The following is a 23,888-nucleotide window of genomic DNA, read 5'->3' on the forward strand; positions in this document are numbered from 1 at the left end:
GGTTCATTGGGGGGCGGTCTGCTCGTCGCGGGGACCACGTCCGACGCCGGCAAGAGCGTCGTGACGGCCGGCATCTGCCGGTGGCTCGTCCGCACGGGTGTGAAGGTCGCGCCGTTCAAGGCGCAGAACATGTCGCTGAACTCGTTCGTGACGCGCGAGGGCGCGGAGATCGGACGGGCGCAGGCCATGCAGGCGCAGGCGGCGCGCGTGGAGCCGACGGCGCTCATGAACCCCGTGCTGCTCAAGCCGGGCAGCGACCGCAGCAGCCAGGTGGTGCTGATGGGCAAGCCGGTGGGCGAGATGAGTGCCCGGGGCTACCACGGGGGGCGGCAGGAAGCGCTCCTCGGAACGGTGACGGACTGTCTGCGGGAATTGCGGGGCACGTATGACGCCGTGATCTGCGAGGGGGCGGGCAGTCCCGCCGAGATCAATCTGCGGCGTACGGACATCGTGAACATGGGCATCGCGCGAGCGGCCAGGTTCCCGGTGGTCGTCGTCGGCGACATCGACCGGGGCGGGGTGTTCGCTTCCTTCTTCGGTACGACCGCGCTGCTGAGCCGGGAGGACCAGGAGCTGGTGGCCGGTTATCTGGTCAACAAGTTCCGGGGTGACGTGTCGCTCCTCGAGCCCGGTCTCGACATGCTGGAAGGGCTCACGGGGCGGCGTACGTACGGCGTCCTGCCCTTCGCGCACGGCCTCGGCATCGACGAGGAGGACGGACTGCGGGTCTCGCTTCGGGGAGCCGTACGGGAGTCGGTCGTCGCGCCGCCGGTCGGGGACGACGTGCTGCGGGTCGCCGTGTGCGCCGTACCGCTCATGTCGAACTTCACGGATGTCGACGCGCTCGCCGCCGAACCGGGTGTCGTCGTGCGGTTCGTGGACCGCGCCGAGGAGCTTGTCGACGCCGATCTCGTCATCGTGCCGGGGACGCGCGGGACCGTGAAGGCGCTGGAGTGGCTGCGCGAGCGCGGGCTGGCCGGCGCGCTGGCGCGGCGGGCGGCACAGGGCCGTCCCGTGCTCGGTATCTGCGGTGGTTTCCAGCTGCTGGGCGAACGCATCGAGGACGATGTCGAGTCGAAGGCGGGGGCGGTCGACGGGCTGGGGCTGCTGCCGGTGCGTGTGCGGTTCGCGGTCGAGAAGACGCTGGCGCGGCCGGTCGGCAGCGCGCTGGGCGAGCCCGTCGAGGGGTACGAGATCCATCACGGGGTCGCCGAAGTACTGGGCGGTGACCCCTTTCTGGACGGCTGCCGGGTGGGATCCGTCTGGGGCACCCACTGGCACGGCTCGCTGGAGAGTGACGCGTTCCGGCGGGCGTTCCTGCGCGAAGTCGCGGCTGCTGCCGGGCGCCGCTTCGTACCGGCCCCCGACACCTCGTTCGAGGCGCTGCGCGAGGAGCAGCTCGACCGCCTCGGCGACCTCATCGAAGAACACGCGGATACGGACGCGCTGCTGCGGCTCATCGAGTCTGGCGCGCCCTCAGGACTTCCCTTCATCGCACCTGGAGCGCCCGCATGAGCACTGAGCACACCGAGAGCACGGAGAACACCGTGCTGTTGCTGTCCACCGCCGATACGGACCTGCTGGCGGCCCGCGCCTCCGGCGCCCCGTACCGCATCGGCAACCCCACCCGTATCGACGCGGCGACGGAGCTGCCCGCGCTGATCGACGGCGCCACCGTCGCCGTCGTCCGGCTGCTCGGCGGCAAGCGGGCCTGGGAGGACGGGCTCGCCGTTCTCAAGGCGTCCGGGATACCGACGGTCCTGCTGGGCGGTGAGACCGTCCCCGACGCGGAGCTGATGGCCGAGTCGTCCGTACCGGCCGGTGTCGTCGCGGAGGCGCTGCGCTACCTCGTCGAGGGCGGCCCCGGCAACCTCGTCGAGCTGGCCAGGTTCCTGTCCGACACCGTGCTGCTCACGGGTGTCGGCTTCGCCGAGCCGCAGAAGATGCCCGAGTGGGGCGTGCACGGGTCGCGCAAGTACGACGATCGTCGTCCGACGGTCGGCGTGCTCTTCTACCGTGCGCACGAGCTGTCCGGGAACACGTCGTTCGTCGACGTACTGTGCGACCAGATCGAGGCGCAGGGCGCAAACGCCGTTCCCGTGTACTGCGGTTCGCTGCGCAGCGCCGACGCTGAGCTGTACCGGGAGCTCGGCAAGGCCGACGCGCTGATCGCCACCGTCCTCGCGGCGGGCGGCACGCGCGCGAGTGACGCCTCGGCCGGGGGCGACGACGAAGCGTGGGACATCGGCGCGCTCGCCGACCTCGACGTGCCCGTTCTGCAAGGGCTGTGCCTTACGTCGTCGCGCGCCACCTGGGACGCGTCCGACGCGGCGCTGTCGCCGATGGACGCGGCGATGCAGGTCGCCATCCCCGAGTTCGACGGGCGGCTCATCACCGTGCCCTTCTCCTTCAAGGAGCAGGGCGAGGGTGACGTGCCGGTGTACGTCGCCGATCCCGAGCGGGCCGCGCGCGTCGCCGGTATCGCCGTACGGCACGCCAGGCTGGCCCACAAGCCGAACAAGGACAAGCGCCTCGCGCTCGTCTTCACGGCCTACCCGACGAAGCATTCGCGGGTCGGCAACGCGGTGGGCCTCGACACGCCCGCTTCCGCGATCCGGGTGCTCGATGCCCTGCGCGATGCCGGTTACGCGGTCGAGGGCCACCCCGACAACGGCGACGAGCTGATCCACCGGCTCATCCACGCCGGTGGCCACGACGTGGAGTGGCTGACCGAGGAGCAGCTCGCGGCGGCGCCCGCGCGCGTACCGCTCGCCGACTACCAAACGTGGTTCGACAAGCTGGAGCCCGAGCTGCGCGCCGGGATGCTGGAGCACTGGGGCGAGGCTCCGGGGCAGCTGTACGTCGACGGTGACGAGATCGTGCTGGCGTCCCTGCAGTTCGGGAACGTCGTCGTGATGATCCAGCCGCCGCGCGGCTTCGGCGAGAACCCGATCGCGATCTACCACGACCCCGACATGCCGCCGTCGCACCACTACATGGCGGCGTACCGGTGGCTCGAGAATTCGTTCGGCGCGGACGCGATCGTGCACATGGGCAAGCACGGGACCATGGAGTGGCTGCCGGGCAAGGGCCTCGGCCTGTCGGCGGGCTGCGGGCCGGACGCCGTGCTCGGTGAGCTGCCGCTGATCTACCCGTTCATCGTCAACGACCCGGGCGAGGGTACGCAGGCCAAGCGGCGCGGGCACGCCACGGTCGTGGACCACCTGGTGCCGCCGATGGCGCGTGCGGACACGTACGGAGACCTCGCGAAGCTCGAGCAGTTGCTGGACGAGTACGCGCTGGTGAGCGACCTCGACCCGGCCAAGGCACCTGCCGTACGGGCGCAGATCTGGACGCTGGTGACGGCGGCCCAGCTGCACCACGACTTGCATCTCGACGAGCAGCCGACCGACGACGACTTCGACGAGTTCGTCATGCACATCGACGGCTACCTGTGCGAGATCAAGGACGTGCAGATCCGCGACGGCCTGCACATTCTGGGCGGCGGTCCGGAGGCCGAGGCCCGGGTCAACCTGGTGCTCGCCGTACTGCGCGCCTCGCAGGTGTGGGGCGGCAAGGCCAACGCGCTGCCGGGTCTGCGGGCCTGCCTCGCCGAGCACTTCGGGCTGGTCGAGAAGGAGCTGCTGGGCGAGCCGGGTGCGCCGGTGAAGGTGGCGGACGGGCTGACGGCGCTGGTCGACGGTCCGGCGCGGACCGGGGCCGATGCTGTTGATCTGCTGGAGCAGCTGTGCCGCCGGCTCGCGGAGGGCATGGAGGAGCGACGCTGGGACGCGCGGGAAGCGGCCGGTCTGGTGGGCGAGGTGCTGGGCGTCGAGCTTCCGGACGCTGTGGCTGTGCTGCGGTTCGCTTGCGAGGAAGTCGTGCCGAGGCTTGCCCGTACGACCGACGAGATCTCCAACATCCTGCACGCGCTGGACGGCGGCTACGTGCCGGCCGGGCCGTCCGGATCGCCGACGCGCGGCCTGGTGAATGTGCTGCCCACCGGGCGCAACTTCTATTCGGTGGACCCGAAGGCGATTCCGTCCCGGTTGTCGTGGGAGGTCGGCCAGGCGCTCGCCGACTCGCTCGTGGCGCGCTACCTGACGGACACCGGCGACTACCCGAAGTCGGTGGGTCTGACGGTCTGGGGTACGTCGGCGATGCGTACCCAGGGCGACGACATCGCGGAGATCCTGGCGCTGCTGGGCTGCCGGCCGGTGTGGGACGACGCGTCGCGGCGGGTCACGGGCTTCGAGGTCGTACCGCTGGACGAGCTGGGACGGCCGCGCATCGACGTGACGGTGCGGATCTCGGGGTTCTTCCGGGACGCGTTCCCGCATGTGGTGGGGCTGATCGATGACGCGGTACGGGCCGTGGCCGACCTGGACGAGCCCGCCGACCGCAACTTCGTGCGCGCCCACGCGGACGAGGACACCGCCGAGCACGGCGACCGGCGGCGCGCGACGGCCCGCATCTTCGGCTCGAAGCCGGGGGCTTACGGCGCCGGCCTGCTGCCGCTGATCGACGCGCGGAACTGGCGGTCGGACGCGGATCTGGCCGAGGTGTACGCGGTGTGGGGCGGTTACGCGTACGGGCGAGGGCTGGAGGGCAAGGCCGCTCGGGGCGACATGGAGACGGCGTTCCGGCGGATCGCCGTGGCCGCGAAAAACGTCGACACGCGCGAGCACGATCTCGTCGACGCGGACGACTACTTCCAGTACCACGGCGGCATGGTCGCCATGGTGCGCCACCTGACGGGTGCGTCGCCCGAGGCGTATGTGGGTGACAGCGCGACGCCGGACCAGGTGAAGACGCGGACGCTGGGCGAGGAGACGCACCGGGTGTTCCGGGCGCGGGTGGTCAATCCTCGGTGGATGGCGGCGATGCGCAGGCATGGCTACAAGGGGGCCTTCGAGATGGCCGCCACCGTCGACTACCTGTTCGGGTACGACGCGACGGCGGGTGTGGTCGACGACTGGATGTACGAGAAGTTGTCGAGCGAGTACGTCTTCGATCCGGAGAACCGGGACTTCATGAAGAAGTCCAACCCCTGGGCGCTGAGGGGTATTACGGAGCGGTTGCTGGAGGCGGCCGAGCGGGGGCTTTGGGCGGAGCCGGACGCACAGACGCTGGAGCGGCTGCGGGCCACGTACCTGGAGCTTGAGGGCGACCTGGAAGGTGACGCGTGAGAGCGACGCCTGCGGCGGGCTTCTTTCCCCACCCCGCCCCTTCCCACCCCGCCCCTTCCCGCTGTGACACCTTGCGGCTCCGCCGCGGGCCGGGCTGCGCCACCGGCGGGCTGACCTGTACGCCGAACAGGCTTGATGTGGAGGCTTCCTCGTGAGTACCCCCTACCCCTTCACCGCCATCGTCGGCATGGACGATCTGCGGCTGGGACTGCTGCTCAACGCCGTCTCGCCCGCCGTCGGCGGTGTGCTCGTACGTGGCGAGAAGGGCACCGCCAAGTCCACGGCCGTGCGTGCCCTCTCGGCGCTGATGCCCGAGGTGGCGGTAGTCGCCGGATGTCGGTTCTCATGTGCCCCGGGCTCCCCCGACCCGGCGTGTCCCGACGGGCCGCACGAGGTCGCGGGTGGCGTTTCGCGTCCCGCGCGGATGGTCGAACTGCCGGTCGGAGCGTCCGAGGACCGGCTCGTCGGTGCGCTCGACATCGAGCGGGCGCTGGCCGAGGGCGTGAAGGCATTCGAGCCGGGGCTGCTGGCCGACGCTCATCGCGGGATTCTGTACGTCGACGAAGTCAACCTGCTGCACGACCACTTGGTCGATCTGCTGCTGGACGCCGCCGCCATGGGCGCGTCGTACGTCGAGCGCGAAGGCGTGTCCGTGCGGCACGCCGCGCGGTTCCTGCTCGTCGGGACCATGAACCCCGAAGAGGGCGAGCTGCGGCCGCAGTTGCTGGACCGGTTCGGGCTGACCGTGGAGGTGGCCGCCTCCCGGGAGACCGATCAGCGGGTGGAGGTCGTACGGCGCAGGCTCGCCTACGACGACGACCCCGCCGCCTTTGCCGCGAAGTGGGCCGGTGAAGAGGCCGCGCTGCGCGCCCGGATCGTGGCCGCGCGGGCACTGCTGCCCGAAGTCCGGCTCGGAGACGGGGCATTGCGGCAGATCGCCGCCACCTGTGCGGCCTTCGAGGTCGACGGGATGCGGGCCGACATCGTCATGGCCCGCACCGCGACCGCGCTGGCCGCGTGGGCAGGGCGCGGCGACGTGATCGCCGAGGATGTACGTCAGGCCGCGCTGCTCGCGCTTCCGCACCGGCGCCGGCGCAATCCGTTCGACGCGCCGGGGCTCGACGAGGACAAGCTGGACGACACGCTGGAGCAGAACAGCGGGTCCGACGACGATGACTCCGACCCGGACCCGGACGGTCCTGGTGGAGGCGGGCAGCCGCCGCAGGGCGATGGTCCCGATTCACCGCACGAGGGCGAGGGCGAGGCCGACGCCGAGCAGGGCGACACCCCCGCGCAGCCCGAGGCCGGGGAGGGGCAGCAGGCTCCCGCCGGGTCGGGCGGCGAGCAGGCGGCGGCGCGGGCCGGTGAGCCGTTCCGTACGAAGATGCTGAGCGTGCCCGGACTGGGTGAGGGGGCGGCCGGGCGACGGTCTCGCGCCCGTACCGAGCACGGTCGTACGACAGGGGCCCGTCGGCCGCGGGGGGCGCTCACCAAGCTGCATCTCGCGGCGACCGTTCAGGCCGCCGCGCCGCATCAGCGGGCGCGCGGGCGCAGTGGGCGTGGGCTGGTCGTACGGCGGGACGATCTGCGGCAGGCGACGCGGGAGGGGCGCGAGGGGAACCTCGTGCTGTTCGTCGTGGACGCGTCCGGGTCGATGGCTGCCCGGCAGCGGATGAGTGCGGTGAAGGGTGCTGTGCTGTCGCTGCTGCTGGACGCGTATCAGCGGCGGGACAAGGTCGGGCTGGTGACGTTCCGGGGGAAGGACGCCGAGCTGGTTCTGCCGCCGACGTCGTCCGTGGACACGGCCGCCGTTCGGCTGGAGACGCTGCCCACCGGGGGGCGTACGCCGCTGTCCGCCGGGCTGTTGAAGGCGCACGACGTACTGCGGGTGGAGCGGCTGCGGGACCCTTCGCGGCGGCCGCTGCTCGTGGTCGTGACCGACGGGCGGGCGACGGGCGGGCCCGAGCCGGTGGCTCTGGCGGCGCGGGCGGCCCGGCTGCACGAGGTGGAGGGTGTCGCCTCGGTGGTCGTGGACTGCGAGTCCGGTCCGGTGCGGCTCGGTCTCGCCGGTGAGCTGGCGCGTGATCTGGGCGGCACCGCCGTCACGCTCGACGAGCTGCGGGCCGACAGCATCGCCGGGCTCGTCAAGGACGTACAGGGAACGAACAGCAGGAGGGCAGCCTGATGCCGCAGGGACAGCCGAGTGTCGTGCCGGAAGACGGTCTCACCACGCGCCAGCGGCGCAACCGGCCGCTTGTCGTCGTGCACACGGGGATCGGGAAGGGCAAGTCGACCGCTGCCTTCGGGCTCGCGCTGCGCGCCTGGAATCAGGGCTGGCCGATCGGGGTCTTCCAGTTCGTGAAGTCGGCGAAGTGGAAGGTCGGCGAGGAGAACGCGCTGAAGGTGCTGGGCGCGAGCGGCGAGGGCGGGTCCGTCGCCTGGCACAAGATGGGCGAGGGCTGGTCCTGGGTACAGCGCGACGCGCAGCTCGACAACGAGGCGGCGGCGCGCGAGGGGTGGGAGCAGGTCAAGCGTGACCTGGCCGCCGAGACGTACAAGCTGTACGTGCTGGACGAGTTCGCCTACCCGATGCACTGGGGCTGGGTGGACACCGACGAGGTGGTGCGCGTGCTGCGGGAGCGGCCGGGGACGCAGCATGTGGTCATCACTGGCCGTAATGCTCCGGAGAAGCTCGTTGAAGCCGCCGATCTGGTGACGGACATGTCCAAGGTCAAGCACCCGATGGACGCGGGCCAGAAGGGGCAGCGGGGCATCGAGTGGTAGCACGTCTTGTCATTGCCGCGCCGTCGTCGGGGAGTGGGAAGACCACTGTCGCGACCGGGCTGATGGCTGCCTTCGCCGAACGGGGACTGCGGGTCTCGCCGCACAAGGTGGGGCCGGATTACATCGATCCCGGGTATCACGCGCTGGCCACCGGCCGGCCGGGGCGGAATCTGGACGCGTATCTGTGCGGTACGGAGCTGATCGCGCCGCTCTTCGCGCACGGTGCGGCCGGGTGCGACGTCGCCGTCGTCGAGGGCGTGATGGGGATGTATGACGGGGCTTCGGGGCAGGGGGAGCTCGCCTCCACCGCGCAGATCGCGAAGCTGCTGCGGGCCCCGGTGGTGCTCGTCGTCGACGCCTCGTCCCAGTCGCGGTCGGTGGCGGCGCTGGTGCACGGCTTCGCGTCCTGGGATCCGGAGGTGCGGATCGGGGGCGTGATCCTGAACAAGGTGGGTTCCGCACGGCACGAGGAGTTGCTGCGGGAGGCGCTGGACGCGTCCGGTGTGCCGGTGCTGGGGGCGCTGCGGCGTGAGCGGCAGGTGCGGACTCCTTCGCGGCACCTGGGTCTTGTGCCGGTGGCCGAGCGGCGGGCCGAAGCGGTGGACGCGGTGGCGGCGCTGGCGGAGCAGGTGCGCTCGGGCTGCGACCTGGAGGCGGTGCTCGCCCTGGCCCGGAGTGCGCCGGAGCTTGGCGCGGGGGTGTGGGATCCGGCGAGGGTGTGGGATCCGGCGGGAGCGGTTGCGGGTGCGCTGAGTGGGCGGCCGGTGGTCGCCGTCGCGTCCGGGGCCGCGTTCACGTTCTCGTACGCCGAGCACAGCGAGCTGCTCGCCGCCGCCGGCGCCGAGGTCGTGCCGTTCGATCCGCTGCGGGACGAGGGTCTGCCGGAGGGAACGCGCGGGCTCGTCGTCGGCGGCGGATTCCCCGAGGTGTACGCCCCGGAGCTCTCCGCTAATGAACCCCTGCGCGAGGCCGTTGCCGAGCTCGCCCTGTCGGGGGCGCCCGTCGCCGCCGAATGCGCCGGGCTGCTCTACCTCGCGCGGTCCCTCGACGGGCAGCCCATGTGCGGGGTGCTCGACGCCGAGGCGCGGATGTCGGAGCGGCTGACGCTCGGGTATCGCGAGGCGGTCGCCGTCTCGGACAGTTCGCTGGCCGCCGTCGGGACTCGGCTGCGGGGGCACGAGTTTCACCGGACCGTGATCGAGCCCGGCGCGGGTTCGGCTCCCGCCTGGGGGATGCACCTGCCGGAGCGGCGGGTCGAGGGGTTCGTACAACTGGGTGTGCATGCGAGTTATCTGCATACCCACTGGGCTGCCGAGCCAGGCATGGCCAAGAGATTTGTCGAGAGGTGCACGGGATGAGCGGGGCGAGCGGGTTGAACGGGACGACCGGGTTGAACGGGTTGAACACGAAGCTGACAGGGGTCGGTGTCGGTCCCGGTGATCCCGAGCTGGTGACCGTGAAGGGCGTCAACGCCCTGCGGGACGCGGCTGTCGTGGTCGTACCGGTGATGGACAGCGGCGAGCGCGGGCGGGCCGAGGCGACCGTGCTGCATTACGTCGACGAGGCGAAGATCGTCCGGGTCGTCTTCGCGCTCAACGAGCGTGAGGACCGGGCGCGGCGCGAGGCCGCGTGGGACGCGGCCGGCACACGGGTCGCCGAACTGCTGCGTACGCACGGCTCGGTGGCCTTCGCGACGATCGGCGACCCCAATGTGTACTCGACGTTCACCTATCTCGCGCAGACGATCGCGGACCTGGTGCCGGGGACCGACATCGTGACGGTGCCGGGCATCACCGCCATGCAGGATCTGGCCGCCCGCAGCGGGGCCGTACTGACGGAGGGGACCGAGCCGTTGACGCTCGTGCCCGTGACCGCCGGGGCCGCTGTGCTCAAGGAGGCGCTGGAGGGCCCCGGGACCGTCGTGGCGTACAAGTTCGGGCGGCTGGCGGGCGAGGTGGCGACGGCGCTGCGCGAGACCGGGCGTACCGGGGACGCGGTGTGGGGTTCGGCGCTCGGGCTGCCCGAGGAATCGATTCGGCCCGCCGCCGAGCTTGAGGAGGGCGGCACGCTGCCGTACCTCTCCACGCTGATCGCGCCCGCGCGGCGCGACGGCGGTCGCGGGGGCAAGTTGTGAGATCAGTGCGCGATGCCCACCACCAGCCAGATGAACGCCACCCCCGCGACCGTGCACAGCAGTGTGGAGCGGGCGGGGTGTTCGTGGTGGGCCTCGGGCAGGATTTCGGCGGCCGCGAGGTAGAGCAGGGCGCCGCCGAAAAAGCCCAGATAGCTGCCGAGAAGTTCCTCCGGAAGGGTGAAGAGCAGAGTGGACGCCGCGCCCGCCACCGGGGCCAGCGCGTCCGCGAACAGCATCGCCACGGCCTTGCGGCGCGCGTTCCCGTACACGCTGGTGAGCGTGTACGTGTTGAATCCGTCGGCAAAGTCGTGAGTGACGACGGCGAGCGCGACGGTCGTTCCCATGCCCTCACCGATCTGGAACGCGGCCCCGATCGCGATGCCGTCCATCAGGCTGTGGCCGACCATCGCGCCCGCTGCCGTCAGCCCCACCTGAGGCGTTCGTTCCACGCCCGCGCCGTGCGCCGCCTGGCGTCCGGCGAGCAGCCGCTCCACCAAGTGGGCCACCAGGAAGCCGCCGACGAACAGCAGAAGTGCCTGCGGTACGCCGAACACTTCGCCGCCCGCCGCCTCCATCGCCTCCGGCAGCAGGTCCAGGCCGACGACGCCGAGCATCAGCCCGCCGGCAAGGCCCAGCACGAGGTGGCGGCGGTCGGTGACGCGCAGCGCCACCCAGCCACCGAAAAGCGTCATGAGGAACGCGCCGAGCGCGACGAACACCGCCATGTGCTCTTGCTAGTCGATTGACCCCCTGCTCCGCACATCCCGGATCCGACCTGCTTCACCCCTGAATCCCGAGAGGACCCCCACTCATGGCCGATGCCCCCACCGGCAAGGTGACCTTCGTGGGCGCCGGCCCCGGCGCCGCCGACCTGCTGACCTTCCGTGCCGCGCGCGCCATCGCCGACGCGGACGTCGTGATCTGGGCGGCGAGCCTCGTGCAGGCCGAGATCCTGGAGCACGCGCGCGAGGGCGCCGAGATCCTGGACTCCGCCGCGATGTCCCTGGAGGACGTGGTGGCGGTGTACGAGCGGGCGCTGCGGGACGGGTTGAAGGTGGCACGCGTGCACTCCGGCGACCCGGCACTGTGGGGCGGTACGCAGGAGCAGGTCGACCGGTGCGACGAACTCGGCCTGGACGTCGAGATCGTGCCGGGCGTCTCGTCGTTCTCGGCGGTCGCCGCGATCGCCCAGCGCGAGCTGACGATTCCCGAGGTCGCGCAGTCCGTGATCCTGACCCGGCTCGGCGGCGGCAAGACGCCGATGCCGCCCGGTGAGGAAGTACGGGAGTTCGCGCGGCACGGCACGACGATGGCGATCTTCCTGTCGGCGGCCAGGTCCGGCCAGCTCACGGCGGAGCTGCTCGAGGGGGGCTACCCGACGGACACGCCGGTCGTCATCGCGTACCAGGTCACCTGGCCCGAGGAGCTGGTGCTGCGCTGCACCATCGCCACGCTGGAGGAGACCGTGAAGGAGCACAAGCTCTGGAAGCACACGCTCTTCCTGGTCGGACCCGCGCTCTCCGCCTCCGGTACGCGCTCGCACCTCTACCACCCGGGCCACTTCCACGGCTTCCGGCGGGCCGACCGCACCGCGCGGGCGGCACTGCGCGAGGCGCGCAAGTCCGCGGAGGCGGGCGCAGAGGTGAGCGCGGAGTCGGGGGCCGGGAAGTCCGGCTCATGATCACTGTTTTCGGTACGGGCACGGGCGCTCCGCTCTCCCCCGACGCCCGTGCGGCGATCGACGCCGCCGGGCTCGTCGTCGGCGGGCGACGCCACCTGGACGCCGCCGGGCTGCCGGACGGCACGGCCCGCGTGGTGCTCGGGCCGCTCGTGCCCGCGCTGGACGCGGTCGCGGAGCACCTGGACAAGCGGGCGGACGCCGACATCGCGCGCGGGGTTGTGGTGCTGGCGTCGGGCGACCCCGGGTTCTTCGGGATCGTGCGGGCGCTGGCGGAGCGGTTCGGTGCGGACGCCCTGGACGTACGGCCGGGGGCACCCTCCGTCGCTGTCGCCTTCGCGCGGCTCGGGCTGCCGTGGGACGACGCGGTGGTGGTGAGCGCGCACGGGCGGGCGCTGCGTACCGCCGTGAACGTGTGCCGGGCGCACCCGAAGACGGCCGTTCTGACCGGGCCCGGCGCCGGACCCGCCGAACTGGGCGCCGCGCTGGCCCGTACCGGCATCGCACGCACCCTCGTCGTGGCGTCCGCGCTCGGCGACGCCGACGGGGGCGAGAGCGTCGAGCGCCTCTCCCCCTGCGAGGCGGCGGCGCGCGACTGGCCGACGGTCAGCGTCGTCATCTGCCTGGACGAGTCGCGGGCGCTGGCGCCGGAGCAGCGGACGGTCGCGGGGCGAGGTGTCGGCCCGGCCCAATGGGCGCTTCCGGAGGCCGCGTTCGAGCACCGCGACTCGATGATCACCAAGTTCGAGGTACGGGCGCTGGCGCTCGCCAGGCTCGGCCCCCGCCTGGGTGACCTGGTGTGGGACATCGGCGCTGGGTCGGGGTCCATGGCCGTGGAGTGCGCGCGGCTCGGGGCGGCGGCAATCGCGGTGGAGAAGACCTCCGACGGCGTGGAACGCATCCGGGCGAACGCCGCCGCGCACGGGATCGACGTACAGACGGTGCACGGAGCGGCGCCGACAGTGCTGTCCCAACTGCCCGAGCCCGACGCGGTGTTCATCGGCGGCGGCGGGCACGAACTGCCCGCCATCGTCGCGGCGTGCGCGCGCAACGCTCGGCGCACGGTCGTCGTCGCGCTGGCGGCGCTGGACCGGGTGCCTGCGGTACGGGCGGCCCTCGCGTCCGCCGGGTTCGAACCCGAGGGCGTACTGCTGCAGTCGTCGCGCCTCGCGCCGCTGCCCGGGGACGTGACCCGGCTCGCGGCCGCCAACCCAGTCTTTCTCCTGTGGGGCCATCGCCCCGCGGATCCGGCAAGTGAAGGAGCAGTTCAGTGATCGGCCTCATCTCCGCCACGGCGGCAGGCGCCATGGCCCGCGACCGGCTGGCCGCCGCCTGGCCCGGGCGTACACGGGTGTACGACGGCCCGGTACGGGAGGCGGTCGGGCGGGCCTTCGCGGAGTGCGACCAGCTGGTGTGCTTCCTCGCGACGGGCGCGGTCGTACGGCTGGTCGCCCCGCTCCTGGCGGACAAGGCGTCCGACCCGGGCGTGGTGTGCGTCGACGAGGCGCAGCGCCACGCGGTGTCGCTCGTCGGCGGCCACGGCGGCGGCGCGAACGAGCTGGCGCTCGCGGTGTCGGGCGTCCTGGGCTGCGCCCCGGTGATCACGACGGCGACGGACGCCACGGACATCCCCGGCCTGGACACCCTCGGCTGGCCGGTCGAGGGCGCGACGGCGGCCGTGACCCGGGCAATCCTGGACGGCGCCCCGGTCACGCTGGAGGCGGACGCGGTGTGGCCGCTGCCGCCGCTGCCGGGGAATGTGGCTCCGGCTGGCACGCCGAGTGGCGACGCGACGACAACTGCCCCTGGGGCGCTGGGCGCGGGCGACGCGCAGGTCTCTGCAGCGGGTGGTAGCCGTCCGGTAGACGTGGGCGGCGACCGGATCGAGGACGCGCGCATGGGCGGGCCGGGGCGCGGTGAAGAGCCCGCCGTCAGTCTGGCCGAGGCGACTGCGGCCGCTGCTGTGCCGGTGGGCGGGTTGCCCGGGGCCATGGCCGCGACCGTCGCCGCCGGTGTGATCGCCGAGGCGGCCGCGGCCAGGGCGGCGGAGGAACCGGCGCAGGACGCGCCCGCCGTGCTGCGCGTCAGCGACCGGGTCCTCGACATCGGGGAGTGCGAGGTCGTGCTGCGGCCGCCGTCGCTGGTGGTCGGGGTGGGGGCGAGCAAGGGCGCCTCCGTCGACGAGGTCCTCGGGCTGGTCGAGGAGACGCTGGCGGGCGCCGGGCTGTCGGTGCGTTCGGTCGCCGCGCTCGCGACCGTCGACGCCAAGGCGGAGGAGGCCGGGATCGTGGGGGCGGCGGCCCGGCTGGGCGTGCCCCTGCGGACGTACGCCGCCGAGGAGCTGGCCCGTATCGACGTGCCCAATCCCTCAGGAGCTCCGCTCGCCGCCGTCGGCACGCCCTCCGTCGCGGAAGCCGCCGCGCTCGCCGGTGGCGGTGAACTCCTCGTGCCCAAGCGGAAGTCCGCCCCCGAGGGACGTGCGGCCATGGCCACCTGCGCCGTCGTGCGCAAGAAGCCGCGTGGGCGGCTTGCCGTCGTCGGGCTCGGGCCCGGCGCACGCGATCTGCTGACGCCGCGCGCCCGCGACGAGATCCGGCGCGCCTCGGTGCTCGTCGGGCTCGACCAGTACGTCGACCAGATCCGCGACCTGCTGCGGCCGGGTACCCGCGTACTGGAGTCGGGGCTCGGCGCCGAGGAGGAGCGGGCCCGTACCGCCGTCGCCGAGGCCCGCGCCGGGCACGCGGTCGCGCTGATCGGATCGGGGGACGCGGGCGTGTACGCCATGGCGTCGCCCGCGCTCGCCGAGGCGAGCGACGACATCGACGTCGTCGGCGTACCGGGGGTGACGGCGGCGCTCGCCGCCGCCGCGATCCTGGGGGCGCCGCTCGGCCACGACCACGTCTCGATCAGCCTCTCCGATCTGCACACGCCGTGGGAGGTCATCGAGCGGCGTGTACGGGCGGCGGCGGAGGCCGACATCGTCGTCACGTTCTACAACCCCCGCAGCCGGGGCCGCGACTGGCAGCTCCCCAAGGCGCTGTCGATCCTCGCGGAGCACCGCGAGCCCACGACGCCCGTCGGTGTCGTACGCAACGCCTCGCGCCCGGACGGCACAAGCCGTCTCACCACGATCGCCGCGCTCGACCCGGCGACTGTCGACATGATGACCGTCGTGGTCGTCGGCAACACCGCAGCCCGCGAGATCGCCGGCCGCATGGTGACGCCGCGCGGCTACCGCTGGCAGACGCAGACGGAGGGTTCGTGATGACCGCCGACAGGGTTGTGCATCCCATCGAGCAGGAGTCGTTCCGGCGCCTGCGCTCCCGCCTCGACACCTCGCACTTCGCACCGCTGACGCGAGCCGTCGTGGAGCGGGTCATCCACTCCGCGGCGGATCTGGAGTACGCGGACGACCTCGTCTGCGACGAGCGCACGCTCGAAACCGCGCACGCCGCGCTGCACGCCGGTGCGCCGGTCGTCGTGGACGTGGAGATGGTCGCGGCGGGCATCACCCGGCGCGAGACCGTGTGCCGGCTGAAGGAAGCCACGGCGGGCCCCGGCCTGACCCGCAGCGCGCACGCGATCAGGCTGGCGTACGAGCAAGTCGGGCCCGGCGCCCTGTGGGTGATCGGCTGCGCGCCCACCGCGCTGGAGGAGCTGCTGCTCCTGAACGCCGAACCCGCACTCGTCATCGGGCTTCCCGTCGGCTTCGTCGGGGCGGCCGAGTCCAAGGCAGCACTGCGCGAAAGCGGACTGCCGGCTGTCAGCAACATCTCCGAGAAGGGCGGTTCGGCGGTCGCGGCGGCCGCGCTGAACGCCCTCCTCTACACCCCTCTCACCTCACTCGACACCCCCCTCACCAAGGAGAACGCGTGACCACCGCGCCCCCCGCACTGCTGATCGCCGGCCACGGCACCCGGGACGAAGCGGGAGCCGGAGCCTTCCGTGACTTCGTCGAGGAGCTGGGCCGGCGTCACCCCGAGCTGCCCGTCGCCGGTGGCTTCATCGAGCTGTCCCCGCCGCCGCTCGGCGACGCGGTGGCCGGCCTGGTCGAGCGGGGTGTGACGCGCTTCGCGGCCGTGCCGCTGATGCTGGTCTCGGCCGGTCATGCCAAGGGCGACATACCGGCGGCGCTGACCCGCGAGAAGGAGCGCCACCCGGGGATCACGTACACCTACGGCCGCCCGCTCGGCCCGCACCCGGGTCTGCTGGCCGTGCTGGAGCGCCGGGTCGACGAGGTGCTCGGCGACCTCGACCGGTCCGAGGTGACCGTGCTGCTGGTGGGCCGGGGCTCGACCGATCCGGACGCCAACGCCGAGGTGTACAAGGCGGCACGACTGTTCTGGGAGGGACGTGGGTATGCGGGTGTGGAAACCGCATTCGTGTCGCTCGCCGCGCCCGACGTGCCGAGCGGACTCGACCGCTGCACGAAGCTCGGGGCCAGGCACATCGTGGTTCTGCCGTACTTCCTCTTCACCGGGATCCTGCCGGACCGGGTGCGGAAGCAGACGCGGGACTGGGCCGAGGCGCATCCCGCGACAGGGGTGACTTCGGCCGATGTGATCGGCCCCACCGAGGAGTTGATGGACCTCGTGATGGAGCGCTACCGCGAAGCCGTGAAGGGTGACCTCCGCATGAACTGCGACTCCTGCGTCTACCGCATCGCACTGCCCGGCTTCGAGGACAAGGTGGGTGCGCCGCAGCAGCCGCACTTCCACCCCGACGACGACGGCCACCACCATCACCACCACCCAGGCAGCCATGCACACGCCCACTGACGCGTCCGCCGCGACGGCCGCCGGTGCCGCCGCCGGTGCCGCCGCCGGTGCCGCCGCCTCTCACGATCTGCGGCACCACGGCGACGCCGAGGTCCGCGAGGGCGATCTCACCGATCTCGCGGTCAATGTACGGGCGGACGCTCCCCCGGCCTGGCTCAAGGCCCGCATCGCCGCGTCCCTGGACACGCTCGCGGCCTACCCGGACGGCCGGGCCGCGCGCGCGGCGGTGGCGCAGCGGCACGGGCTGCCGGTGGAGCGAGTGCTGCTGACGGCGGGCGCGGCTGAGGCCTTCGTGCTGCTCGCACGGGCGCTCGCGGTGCGGCGGCCCGTCGTCGTACACCCGCAGTTCACTGAGCCGGAGGCGGCGCTGCGGGACGCGGGGCACGAGGTCGGCCGGGTCCTGCTGCGGGAGGAGGACGGTTTCCGGCTCGCACCGGCGGACGTCCCCGAGGATGCGGACCTGGTGGTCGTCGGCAACCCCACCAACCCCACGTCCGTCCTCCACCCGGCGGACACCATCGCCCGCCTCGCCCACCCCGGGCGGACGCTGGTGGTGGACGAGGCGTTCATGGACGCGGTGCCGGGCGAACCGGAGGCACTGGCAGGGCGTACGGACGTACCCGGTCTGGTCGTGCTCCGCAGCCTGACGAAGACCTGGGGCCTGGCGGGCCTGCGCATCGGGTACGTCCTTGCCGACCCCGAGACGATCGCGGCGCTGGAGCGGGCGCAGCCGCTGTGGCCGGTGTCGACGCCGGCGCTGACCGCCGCCGAGGCGTGCGTCGCACCGGCGGCGCTCGCGGAGGCGACGCGGGCCGCGCACCGGGTGGCCGCCGACCGGGCCCATCTGCTGGCCGGGCTGGCGGAGTTCGAGGAGGTACGGGCGGTGGGGGCGGCCGAGGGGCCGTTCGTACTGGTACGAATGGAACGGGCCGACGAGGTACGGGTACGCCTGCGCGGCCTGGGCTTCGCGGTGCGGCGGGGAGACACGTTCCCGGGCCTCGGCCCGCAGTGGCTCCGCCTGGCCGTACGCGACCGCGCCACGACGGGCCGCTTCCTCCAGGCCCTGGACCAGGCGCTGACGCTGGTGGGGCGCTGACGCGGGCGAGTGCCTGCGGCGGGCCTTTCCCCTACCCGCCCCTTCCCGAACTGGGGCAAGCCCCAGGCCCCGGACGCCCTACGGGCGTGTCCTCAAACGCCGGACGGGCTGGAATTGTCTGGCGGCACTATCCAGCCCCTCCGGCGTTTGAGGAGCGGGGTCTGGGGCACCGCCCCACCCCGCCCCCGCGTCACGCCCCGTTACGGGATCGCCGGCTCCTCGCCACCGCCAGCGCGCCGCCACCCGCCGCCAGCAGCAGCGCCGCTCCGCCCGCGAGATACGGAGTCGTCGAACTGCCTCCCGTCTCCGCCAGGTTCGCCTCCGTCGCCGGCACCGTCTGCGGCTTCACGTCCGGGGCGGAGGGGTCGGTGGGGGCGGAGGGCTCCCCCTTCGGCGCCTTCGGGGACTCGCACGTCGCGCCCGCCAGCGTGACCGTGCCCTCGACCTCGGCGACGTTCAGCTTGAGCGGGTTCACCGACACCTTGAGCTCGAGCGCCGTGGCAGCCGCCGTACGCGACGTGGTGTGCGTCTTCGACAGGTCCAGCGTCACCACGCCGACCGCCGGCACATCGACCCGCGTCGGCCCTCCCGCCGTCAGGGTGACCTTCTTCCCGAGTACGGTCACCGCACCGAGCACGTTGGACTCGGCAACCGGCTGCTTGCCCGCCTCGCACAGCGCCTTCGACGTGACCTTCTCGACCTCGATGAGCGAAAGCAGCGGCAACCCCGGCACATGCACCTTGGCGTGCGCGAGGTTGACGTACCCCTCGGCCTTGTGCGCGTCGGCCGTCGCCTTCGCCGTGGCAACGTCGGCGCGCAGCACACTCACCGGGTTGCCCTGCTCGATCCCGTCCAACTGGACTGTCAGCGCGGTCTTTTCGGCGCTCCCGGGGGCATTCACCTCGTTGAGCGCGGTCGTGAGCGGCACATTGACGGTCTTGTTGAGCAGGGAGACGTCGAGCCCGGTACGGAGTACGACGGCGGCGGCCTTTCCTTCGCCGCCCCCGGTGGCGTGCGCGGGAGCGGCGAGGAACAGGGCGGCGGGGCCCGCGGCCACGGCGAAGACAGCCGCAGCGGCTGCGGACCGGCGTGCGGGCATGCTGAAGAAGGTGCTGTTCAAAACGGTGGAACCCCCACAAGTGACACGGCGCCGCCCGGCGCACTCCACGGGGACACGTGAGCGCCGGGGCGGCTGAGACACAGGAATACTTACGCACTTAGAGTGAACGGTCAGCAACCTGACGTGAGTTCACTCCATCGTGGGGTTTCCGATCCCGCATTCGAATCCGCCGTACCACTCCGCACGCCCATTCCCGTCAGCCGACGACGATCCGGCCGTTCAGGATGATCCGCCGCGGCGCCGCGAGTACCCGTACGTCCGCGCGCGGGTCCTCGTCGTACACCACCAGGTCGGCGGGGGCTCCCTCCTCCAGCGAGGGGCGGCCGAGCCACTGCCGGGCTCCCCACGACGTGGCCGAGAGGGCTTCGATCGCCGGGATGCCCGCCTTCACCAGCTCCGCGACCTCGTCCGCCACCAGTCCGTGGGCCAGCGAGCCGCCCGCGTCCGTGCCGACGAAGACGGGGACGCCCGCGTCGTACGCCGCGCGGACCGTGTCGTACCGGCGCGCGTGCAGCTCCCGCATGTGCGCCGACCAGCGCGGGAACTTCGCCTCGCCGCCGTCCGCGAGATGCGGGAACGTCGCGATGTTGACGAGTGTGGGGACGATCGCGACGCCGCGCTCGGCGAAGAGCGGGATGGTGTCCTCGGTCAGGCCCGTGGCGTGTTCGATGCAGTCGATGCCGGCCTCGACGAGGTCGCGCAGCGACTCCTCGGCGAAGCAGTGCGCGGTGACCCGGGCGCCGAGCCGGTGCGCCTCCGCGATGGCCGCCTCGACCTCGCCGCGCGGCCAGCACGCGCCCAGGTCACCGGTTTCCCGGTCGAGCCAGTCGCCGACGAGCTTGACCCAGCCGTCGCCGCGCCGCGCCTCCCGGGCGACGTACGCGACCAGGTCACCCGGCTCGATCTCGTGGGCGTAATTACGGATGTAGCGGCGGGTACGGGCGATGTGCCGGCCCGCCCTGATGATCTTCGGGAGGTCTTCCCGGTCGTCGATCCACCGGGTGTCGGACGGCGACCCCGCGTCGCGGATCAGCAGCGTCCCCGCCTCCCGGTCGGTGAGCGCCTGCTTCTCGCTCGTCGCCTCGTCGACCGGGCCGTGCCGGTCGAGTCCGACATGGCAGTGCGCGTCGACCAGTCCGGGCAGCGCCCAGCCGTGGACGACCCGCACATCGCGTGCGCCCACGGGCCGTTCGTACGTGATCCTGCCGTCCACGGCCCACAGCTCGTCCCGTACGTCGTCGGGCCCGGCGAGCACCCGCCCCTTCACCCGCAGCACCATGCGATCGCTCATGAACAGCACTCTACGAGGGGGCGACTACGCTCGGCCGGGAGAGATCGAACACTGATCCATCGACGTACGTGCCGAACCTGAGACCCGAAGATCCGAAGAGAGCTCCGCCGTGACACATCCGCTTCTGGACCTGGCCCCGCTGACCGCCGCGCGCTTCGCGGCCATCGAACGCCGGGTCGCCGCCCTCCTGTCCACCGAGCAGGACGTGGTCATCATGCAGGGCGAGGCGCTGCTGCCCCTCGAAGGCTGCATCCGGGCCGGCGCCCGCCCCGGCTCGGCCGCGCTGAACGTGGTCACCGGGCCGTACGGGCAGACCTTCGGGAACTGGCTGCGCGACTGCGGCGCGGCCGTCTTCGACCTGACCGTCCCGTTCCACACGGCGGTCACCGCCGACCAGATCGGGCAGGAGCTCGACGAGCACCCGGAGATCGACTTCGTCTCGCTCGTGCACGCGGAGGCGGCGACCGGCAACACCAACCCGGTGGCCGAGATCGGCGAGGTCGTACGGGCCCACGGAGCCCTCTTCATGCTCGACGCGGTGGCCTCGGTGGCCGCCGAGCCGCTGCTGCCCGACGCCTGGGGCGTGGACCTGTGCGTGATCGGGGCGCAGAAGGCGATGGGCGGGCCGGCCGGGGTCTCCGCGGTGTCGGTGAGCGAGCGCGCCTGGGAGCGGTTCGCCGCGAACCCCGCCGCCCCGCGCCGCTCGTACCTCTCCCTCCTGGACTGGAAGGAGCGCTGGATCGACGGCGGCCGCAAGGCCTTGCTGCACGCGCCCGCGCAGCTGGAGATGCTGGCGCTGGAGGCCTGCCTGGAGCGTATCGAGGCAGCGGGGCTCGACGCGGTCGAGGCCGGGCATCTGGCTGCCGCATCGGCCACGCGGGCGGGAGCGATCGCGCTGGGCGGGGGCCTGGAGCCGTACGTTCACGCGGCGCGGGACGCCGCGCCGGTCGCCACGACGCTGCGCACCCCGGCCGGGGTGAACGCGTCGGAGGTCGTCGCGAAGGCGCTGGCCGCCGACGCGTCGCTGCCGCTGATCGCGGGTGGCGGGGCGCTGTCCAAGGAGATGATCCGGGTCAATCACTATGGAGCCGATGCCACACGGAGTGTGGTCAATGCGTCGCTCGCCGCGCTGGGCGCGGCACTGAGCGAATCGGGTCTGCGGGTCGACTTCGAAGCTGCCCGAAAGGCCGTGGCGGAAACGTGGCCCAGCGCATAAATTCTTTGAATTCAATGAATTGACGGATAACGGGAAGCCGCTTTATCAGCACAGCTTCCCGTTCTCTTCTGCCCCGGATCTCCGACCCTAAACACCTGAGTTTCGGCAAGAAATCGGCGCCGTTTCGAGTGTGTGACCGACCCCACATCGAAGGCGATTTGCCCAGATATATACGGTCAAATACCCCGAATTTGCAGTCTGCTCGAGCGAAGGGCGTGCTCGCGCGATAACACAGAAGGGGCTCTCACCCAACCCCTTCCGACGATGCACTTTTTGAATTTGCTCGGTAAATTTCATCCGCATGACCGCCGCACCAGCAGACCTTGCACGTGCCCGAAGCGAATTCCTGCAGATCGAAGCTCCGCGAGTGGAGGACGGAGCCGCGATCTGGCGCATTGCCCGTGACTCCAAGGCCCTGGACCTCAACTCCTCGTACAGCTATCTGCTGTGGTGCCGCGATTTCGCGGCAACGTCCGTCGTGGCCAGGGACCGCCCGGGCGGCGAGCCGATCGCGTTCATCACGGGCTACGTACGCCCCGAATGCCCCGAGACACTCGTCGTCTGGCAGGTCGCCGTCGACCACGAGCACCGCGGCCGCGGGCTGGCCGGCACGCTCCTGGAGGCACTGACCGAGAAGGTCGCCGCCCGGCAGGGAGTGAAGACGATCGAGACGACCGTGACCCCGGACAACACCGCATCCGACCGGCTGTTCACTTCGTACGCCGAGCGCCGTGGGGCGTCCCTGGAGCGCGAAGTGCTCTTCGACGGCGGGCTGTTCCCCGAGGGCACCCACCTGCCCGAGGTGCTGTACCGCATCGGCCCGATCGCGCCCTGACGGGCCCGCCCTCCCCCGGACTTTTCCCCCTTCTCTCTCCCAGGAGACCGCCGTGACCATCACTCCTCCCGCCCTGAGCGTCTTCGAGACCCTGGAATCCGAGGTACGCAGCTACTGCCGCGGCTGGCCGGCCGTGTTCGACCGCGCGCAGGGCAGCCACCTCCACGACGAGGACGGGCACACCTACCTCGACTTCTTCGCCGGCGCCGGGTCACTCAACTACGGACACAACAACCCGGTCCTGAAACGAGCGCTGATCGACTACATCGAGCGCGACGGCATCACCCACGGCCTGGACATGGCGACGACCGCCAAGCGCGCATTCCTCGAGACCTTCGAGAATGTGATCCTGCGGCCGCGCGACCTGCCGTACAAGGTGATGTTCCCGGGCCCGACCGGCACCAACGCCGTCGAGGCCGCGCTGAAGCTGGCCCGCAAGGTCAAGGGCCGCGAGTCGGTCGTGTCCTTCACCAACGCCTTCCACGGCATGTCGCTGGGCTCGCTGGCCGTCACCGGCAACGCGTTCAAGCGGGCCGGCGCCGGCATCCCGCTGGTGCACGGCACGCCGATGCCGTTCGACAACTACTTCGACGGCACGGTCGAGGACTTCCTGTGGTTCGAGCGACTGCTCGACGACCAGGGCTCGGGCCTCAACAAGCCCGCCGCGGTGATCGTCGAGACAGTGCAGGGCGAGGGCGGCATCAATGTGGCCCGCGCCGAGTGGCTGCGCGCGCTGCAGGATCTGTGCCACCGCCAGGACATGCTGCTGATCGTCGACGACATCCAGATGGGCTGCGGGCGTACGGGTGGCTTCTTCTCCTTCGAGGAGGCCGGCATCACGCCGGACATCGTCACCCTGTCGAAGTCCATCAGCGGCTACGGCATGCCCATGTCGCTGTGCCTGTTCAAGCCCGAGCTGGACATCTGGGAGCCGGGCGAGCACAACGGCACCTTCCGCGGCAACAACCCGGCGTTCGTCACCGCCACCGCCTCGCTCAACACCTACTGGGCCGACGGCCAGATGGAGAAGCAGACGCTGGCGCGCGGCGAGCAGGTCGAGCGCGCGCTGCTGGCCATCGCCGACGAGAACGCCGAAGCCGGCGTGAGCTTCCGCGGCCGCGGCCTGGTCTGGGGCATGGAATTCACCGACAAGGCGCGTGCCACGGCGGTCTGCCGCCGCGCCTTCGAACTGGGCATGCTGCTGGAGACATCGGGTCCCCAGAGCGAGGTCGTGAAGCTGCTGCCGGCGCTCACCATCTCTCCCGAGGAACTGGACGAGGGGCTGCGCATCATGGCCCGCTCCGTCCGCGAGACCGCCTGACCGCTGCATCGCAGTAACGAAGTAACACAGAAGGGCTCAACTCACCGTGATCGTCCGATCGTTCAAGGACATTGAGGGCACCGACCGCCATGTGAAGGCCGCATCGGGGACCTGGGAGAGCAAGCGCATCGTGCTCGCCAAGGAGAAGGTCGGCTTCTCGCTCCACGAGACCGTGCTGTACGCGGGTACGGAGACGTCGATGTGGTACGCGAACCACATCGAGGCCGTCCTGTGCACCGAGGGTGAGGCCGAGCTCACCAACGACGAGACCGGCGAGACCCACTGGATCTCGCCGGGCACGATGTACTTGCTGGACGGCCACGAGCGCCACACCATGCGCCCGAAGACCGACTTCCGCTGCGTATGCGTCTTCAACCCTCCCGTCACCGGACGGGAGGACCACGACGAGAACGGTGTCTACCCGCTGCTGACCGAGGAGGTCTGAA

Annotated in this window: 19 protein-coding genes; 16 read left to right on the forward strand and 3 right to left on the reverse strand. The window is 71.7% G+C overall.

Annotation, left to right across the window (positions count from 1 at the left end):
* Positions 1-6 precede the first annotated feature (6 nt).
* The 6 genes from AC1P0E_RS06810 to cobI all read left to right on the forward strand — a co-directional run bounded on the left by AC1P0E_RS06810 (position 7) and on the right by cobI (position 10,107).
* On the forward strand, positions 7-1,515 hold the full coding sequence (locus tag AC1P0E_RS06810) for a cobyric acid synthase (protein ID WP_482745673.1): 1,509 nt from the start codon (positions 7-9) through the stop codon (positions 1,513-1,515).
* Entirely contained in the window at positions 1,512-5,189 is a 3,678-nt protein-coding gene (gene cobN, locus AC1P0E_RS06815) for a cobaltochelatase subunit CobN (protein WP_482741243.1), read from the forward strand. The genes AC1P0E_RS06810 and cobN overlap by 4 nt, the downstream gene beginning before the upstream one ends.
* Before the next feature lie 151 nt (positions 5,190-5,340).
* The gene (locus tag AC1P0E_RS06820; protein WP_482741244.1) at positions 5,341-7,374 is read left to right on the forward strand and encodes a putative cobaltochelatase; all 2,034 of its coding nucleotides are present in this window, start codon (positions 5,341-5,343) and stop codon (positions 7,372-7,374) included.
* Positions 7,374-7,973, forward strand: a complete 600-nt coding sequence (cobO, locus tag AC1P0E_RS06825; protein WP_482741245.1) for a cob(I)yrinic acid a,c-diamide adenosyltransferase — start codon at positions 7,374-7,376, stop codon at positions 7,971-7,973. Before AC1P0E_RS06820 ends, cobO begins: the two co-directional genes overlap by 1 nt.
* A complete protein-coding gene (locus AC1P0E_RS06830) occupies positions 7,967-9,331 on the forward strand; it encodes a cobyrinic acid a,c-diamide synthase CobB (protein WP_482741246.1) in 1,365 nt (454 codons plus the stop codon). The genes cobO and AC1P0E_RS06830 overlap by 7 nt, the downstream gene beginning before the upstream one ends.
* Complete coding sequence (gene cobI, locus AC1P0E_RS06835; protein ID WP_482741247.1) at positions 9,328-10,107, forward strand: precorrin-2 C(20)-methyltransferase; 780 nt, start codon at positions 9,328-9,330, stop codon at positions 10,105-10,107. The genes AC1P0E_RS06830 and cobI overlap by 4 nt, the downstream gene beginning before the upstream one ends.
* A gap of 2 nt (positions 10,108-10,109) precedes the next feature.
* Here cobI and AC1P0E_RS06840 read toward each other — a convergent pair whose 3' ends face one another.
* Entirely contained in the window at positions 10,110-10,832 is a 723-nt protein-coding gene (locus AC1P0E_RS06840; RefSeq protein WP_482741248.1) for a ZIP family metal transporter, read from the reverse strand.
* 86 nt (positions 10,833-10,918) lie between these two features.
* Here AC1P0E_RS06840 and cobM point away from each other — a divergent pair, with 86 nt between their 5' ends.
* The 6 genes from cobM to cobC are packed head-to-tail and all read left to right on the forward strand — an operon-like array spanning position 10,919 to position 17,659.
* The gene (gene cobM, locus AC1P0E_RS06845; protein WP_482741249.1) at positions 10,919-11,788 is read left to right on the forward strand and encodes a precorrin-4 C(11)-methyltransferase; all 870 of its coding nucleotides are present in this window, start codon (positions 10,919-10,921) and stop codon (positions 11,786-11,788) included.
* Entirely contained in the window at positions 11,785-13,059 is a 1,275-nt protein-coding gene (gene cbiE / locus AC1P0E_RS06850; RefSeq protein ID WP_482741250.1) for a precorrin-6y C5,15-methyltransferase (decarboxylating) subunit CbiE, read from the forward strand. Before cobM ends, cbiE begins: the two co-directional genes overlap by 4 nt.
* Positions 13,056-15,050, forward strand: coding sequence for a precorrin-3B C(17)-methyltransferase (cobJ, locus tag AC1P0E_RS06855; protein WP_482741251.1), 1,995 nt, complete (start codon positions 13,056-13,058; stop codon positions 15,048-15,050). Before cbiE ends, cobJ begins: the two co-directional genes overlap by 4 nt.
* Positions 15,050-15,661 carry a precorrin-8X methylmutase gene (locus tag AC1P0E_RS06860; RefSeq protein ID WP_482741252.1) on the forward strand — a complete coding sequence of 204 codons (612 nt, stop codon included), beginning with the start codon at positions 15,050-15,052 and terminating at the stop codon, positions 15,659-15,661. Before cobJ ends, AC1P0E_RS06860 begins: the two co-directional genes overlap by 1 nt.
* Positions 15,658-16,563, forward strand: coding sequence for a sirohydrochlorin chelatase (locus tag AC1P0E_RS06865; RefSeq protein ID WP_482741253.1), 906 nt, complete (start codon positions 15,658-15,660; stop codon positions 16,561-16,563). The genes AC1P0E_RS06860 and AC1P0E_RS06865 overlap by 4 nt, the downstream gene beginning before the upstream one ends.
* Complete coding sequence (gene cobC / locus AC1P0E_RS06870) at positions 16,547-17,659, forward strand: Rv2231c family histidinol phosphate aminotransferase CobC (RefSeq protein WP_482745674.1); 1,113 nt, start codon at positions 16,547-16,549, stop codon at positions 17,657-17,659. The genes AC1P0E_RS06865 and cobC overlap by 17 nt, the downstream gene beginning before the upstream one ends.
* Positions 17,660-17,849: 190 nt before the next feature.
* Here the strand turns inward: cobC and AC1P0E_RS06875 are convergent, their stop codons facing one another.
* Both AC1P0E_RS06875 and AC1P0E_RS06880 read right to left on the reverse strand, forming a co-directional pair.
* The gene (locus AC1P0E_RS06875) at positions 17,850-18,758 is read right to left on the reverse strand and encodes an SCO1860 family LAETG-anchored protein (protein WP_482741254.1); all 909 of its coding nucleotides are present in this window, start codon (positions 18,756-18,758) and stop codon (positions 17,850-17,852) included.
* A 217-nt stretch (positions 18,759-18,975) separates the two neighbouring features.
* A complete protein-coding gene (locus AC1P0E_RS06880; RefSeq protein ID WP_482741255.1) occupies positions 18,976-20,070 on the reverse strand; it encodes an amidohydrolase family protein in 1,095 nt (364 codons plus the stop codon).
* Between the two features lie 109 nt (positions 20,071-20,179).
* Here AC1P0E_RS06880 and AC1P0E_RS06885 point away from each other — a divergent pair, with 109 nt between their 5' ends.
* The 4 genes from AC1P0E_RS06885 to AC1P0E_RS06900 all read left to right on the forward strand — a co-directional run bounded on the left by AC1P0E_RS06885 (position 20,180) and on the right by AC1P0E_RS06900 (position 23,887).
* Complete coding sequence (locus AC1P0E_RS06885) at positions 20,180-21,286, forward strand: pyridoxal-phosphate-dependent aminotransferase family protein (protein ID WP_482741256.1); 1,107 nt, start codon at positions 20,180-20,182, stop codon at positions 21,284-21,286.
* A gap of 301 nt (positions 21,287-21,587) precedes the next feature.
* Entirely contained in the window at positions 21,588-22,121 is a 534-nt protein-coding gene (ectA, locus tag AC1P0E_RS06890) for a diaminobutyrate acetyltransferase (protein ID WP_482741257.1), read from the forward strand.
* Between the two features lie 52 nt (positions 22,122-22,173).
* Positions 22,174-23,442 carry a diaminobutyrate--2-oxoglutarate transaminase gene (ectB, locus tag AC1P0E_RS06895; protein ID WP_482741258.1) on the forward strand — a complete coding sequence of 423 codons (1,269 nt, stop codon included), beginning with the start codon at positions 22,174-22,176 and terminating at the stop codon, positions 23,440-23,442.
* Positions 23,443-23,488: 46 nt separating this feature from the next.
* On the forward strand, positions 23,489-23,887 hold the full coding sequence (locus AC1P0E_RS06900; protein WP_214899606.1) for an ectoine synthase: 399 nt from the start codon (positions 23,489-23,491) through the stop codon (positions 23,885-23,887).
* Position 23,888 lies beyond the last annotated feature (1 nt).

The organism is Streptomyces sp. TRD_SC_5, assembly GCF_056836825.1.

Coding starts and splice junctions, on each gene's coding strand:
- AC1P0E_RS06880 (WP_482741255.1), bottom strand. CDS start 20,070: ATGAGCGATCGCATGGTGCTGCGGGTGAAGGGGCGGGTGCTCGCCGGG.
- AC1P0E_RS06840 (WP_482741248.1), bottom strand. CDS start 10,832: ATGGCGGTGTTCGTCGCGCTCGGCGCGTTCCTCATGACGCTTTTCGGT.
- cobO (WP_482741245.1), top strand. CDS start 7,374: ATGCCGCAGGGACAGCCGAGTGTCGTGCCGGAAGACGGTCTCACCACG.
- ectA (WP_482741257.1), top strand. CDS start 21,588: ATGACCGCCGCACCAGCAGACCTTGCACGTGCCCGAAGCGAATTCCTG.
- cobI (WP_482741247.1), top strand. CDS start 9,328: ATGAGCGGGGCGAGCGGGTTGAACGGGACGACCGGGTTGAACGGGTTG.
- AC1P0E_RS06860 (WP_482741252.1), top strand. CDS start 15,050: ATGACCGCCGACAGGGTTGTGCATCCCATCGAGCAGGAGTCGTTCCGG.
- cbiE (WP_482741250.1), top strand. CDS start 11,785: ATGATCACTGTTTTCGGTACGGGCACGGGCGCTCCGCTCTCCCCCGAC.
- AC1P0E_RS06875 (WP_482741254.1), bottom strand. CDS start 18,758: ATGCCCGCACGCCGGTCCGCAGCCGCTGCGGCTGTCTTCGCCGTGGCC.
- cobC (WP_482745674.1), top strand. CDS start 16,547: ATGCACACGCCCACTGACGCGTCCGCCGCGACGGCCGCCGGTGCCGCC.
- cobM (WP_482741249.1), top strand. CDS start 10,919: ATGGCCGATGCCCCCACCGGCAAGGTGACCTTCGTGGGCGCCGGCCCC.
- cobN (WP_482741243.1), top strand. CDS start 1,512: ATGAGCACTGAGCACACCGAGAGCACGGAGAACACCGTGCTGTTGCTG.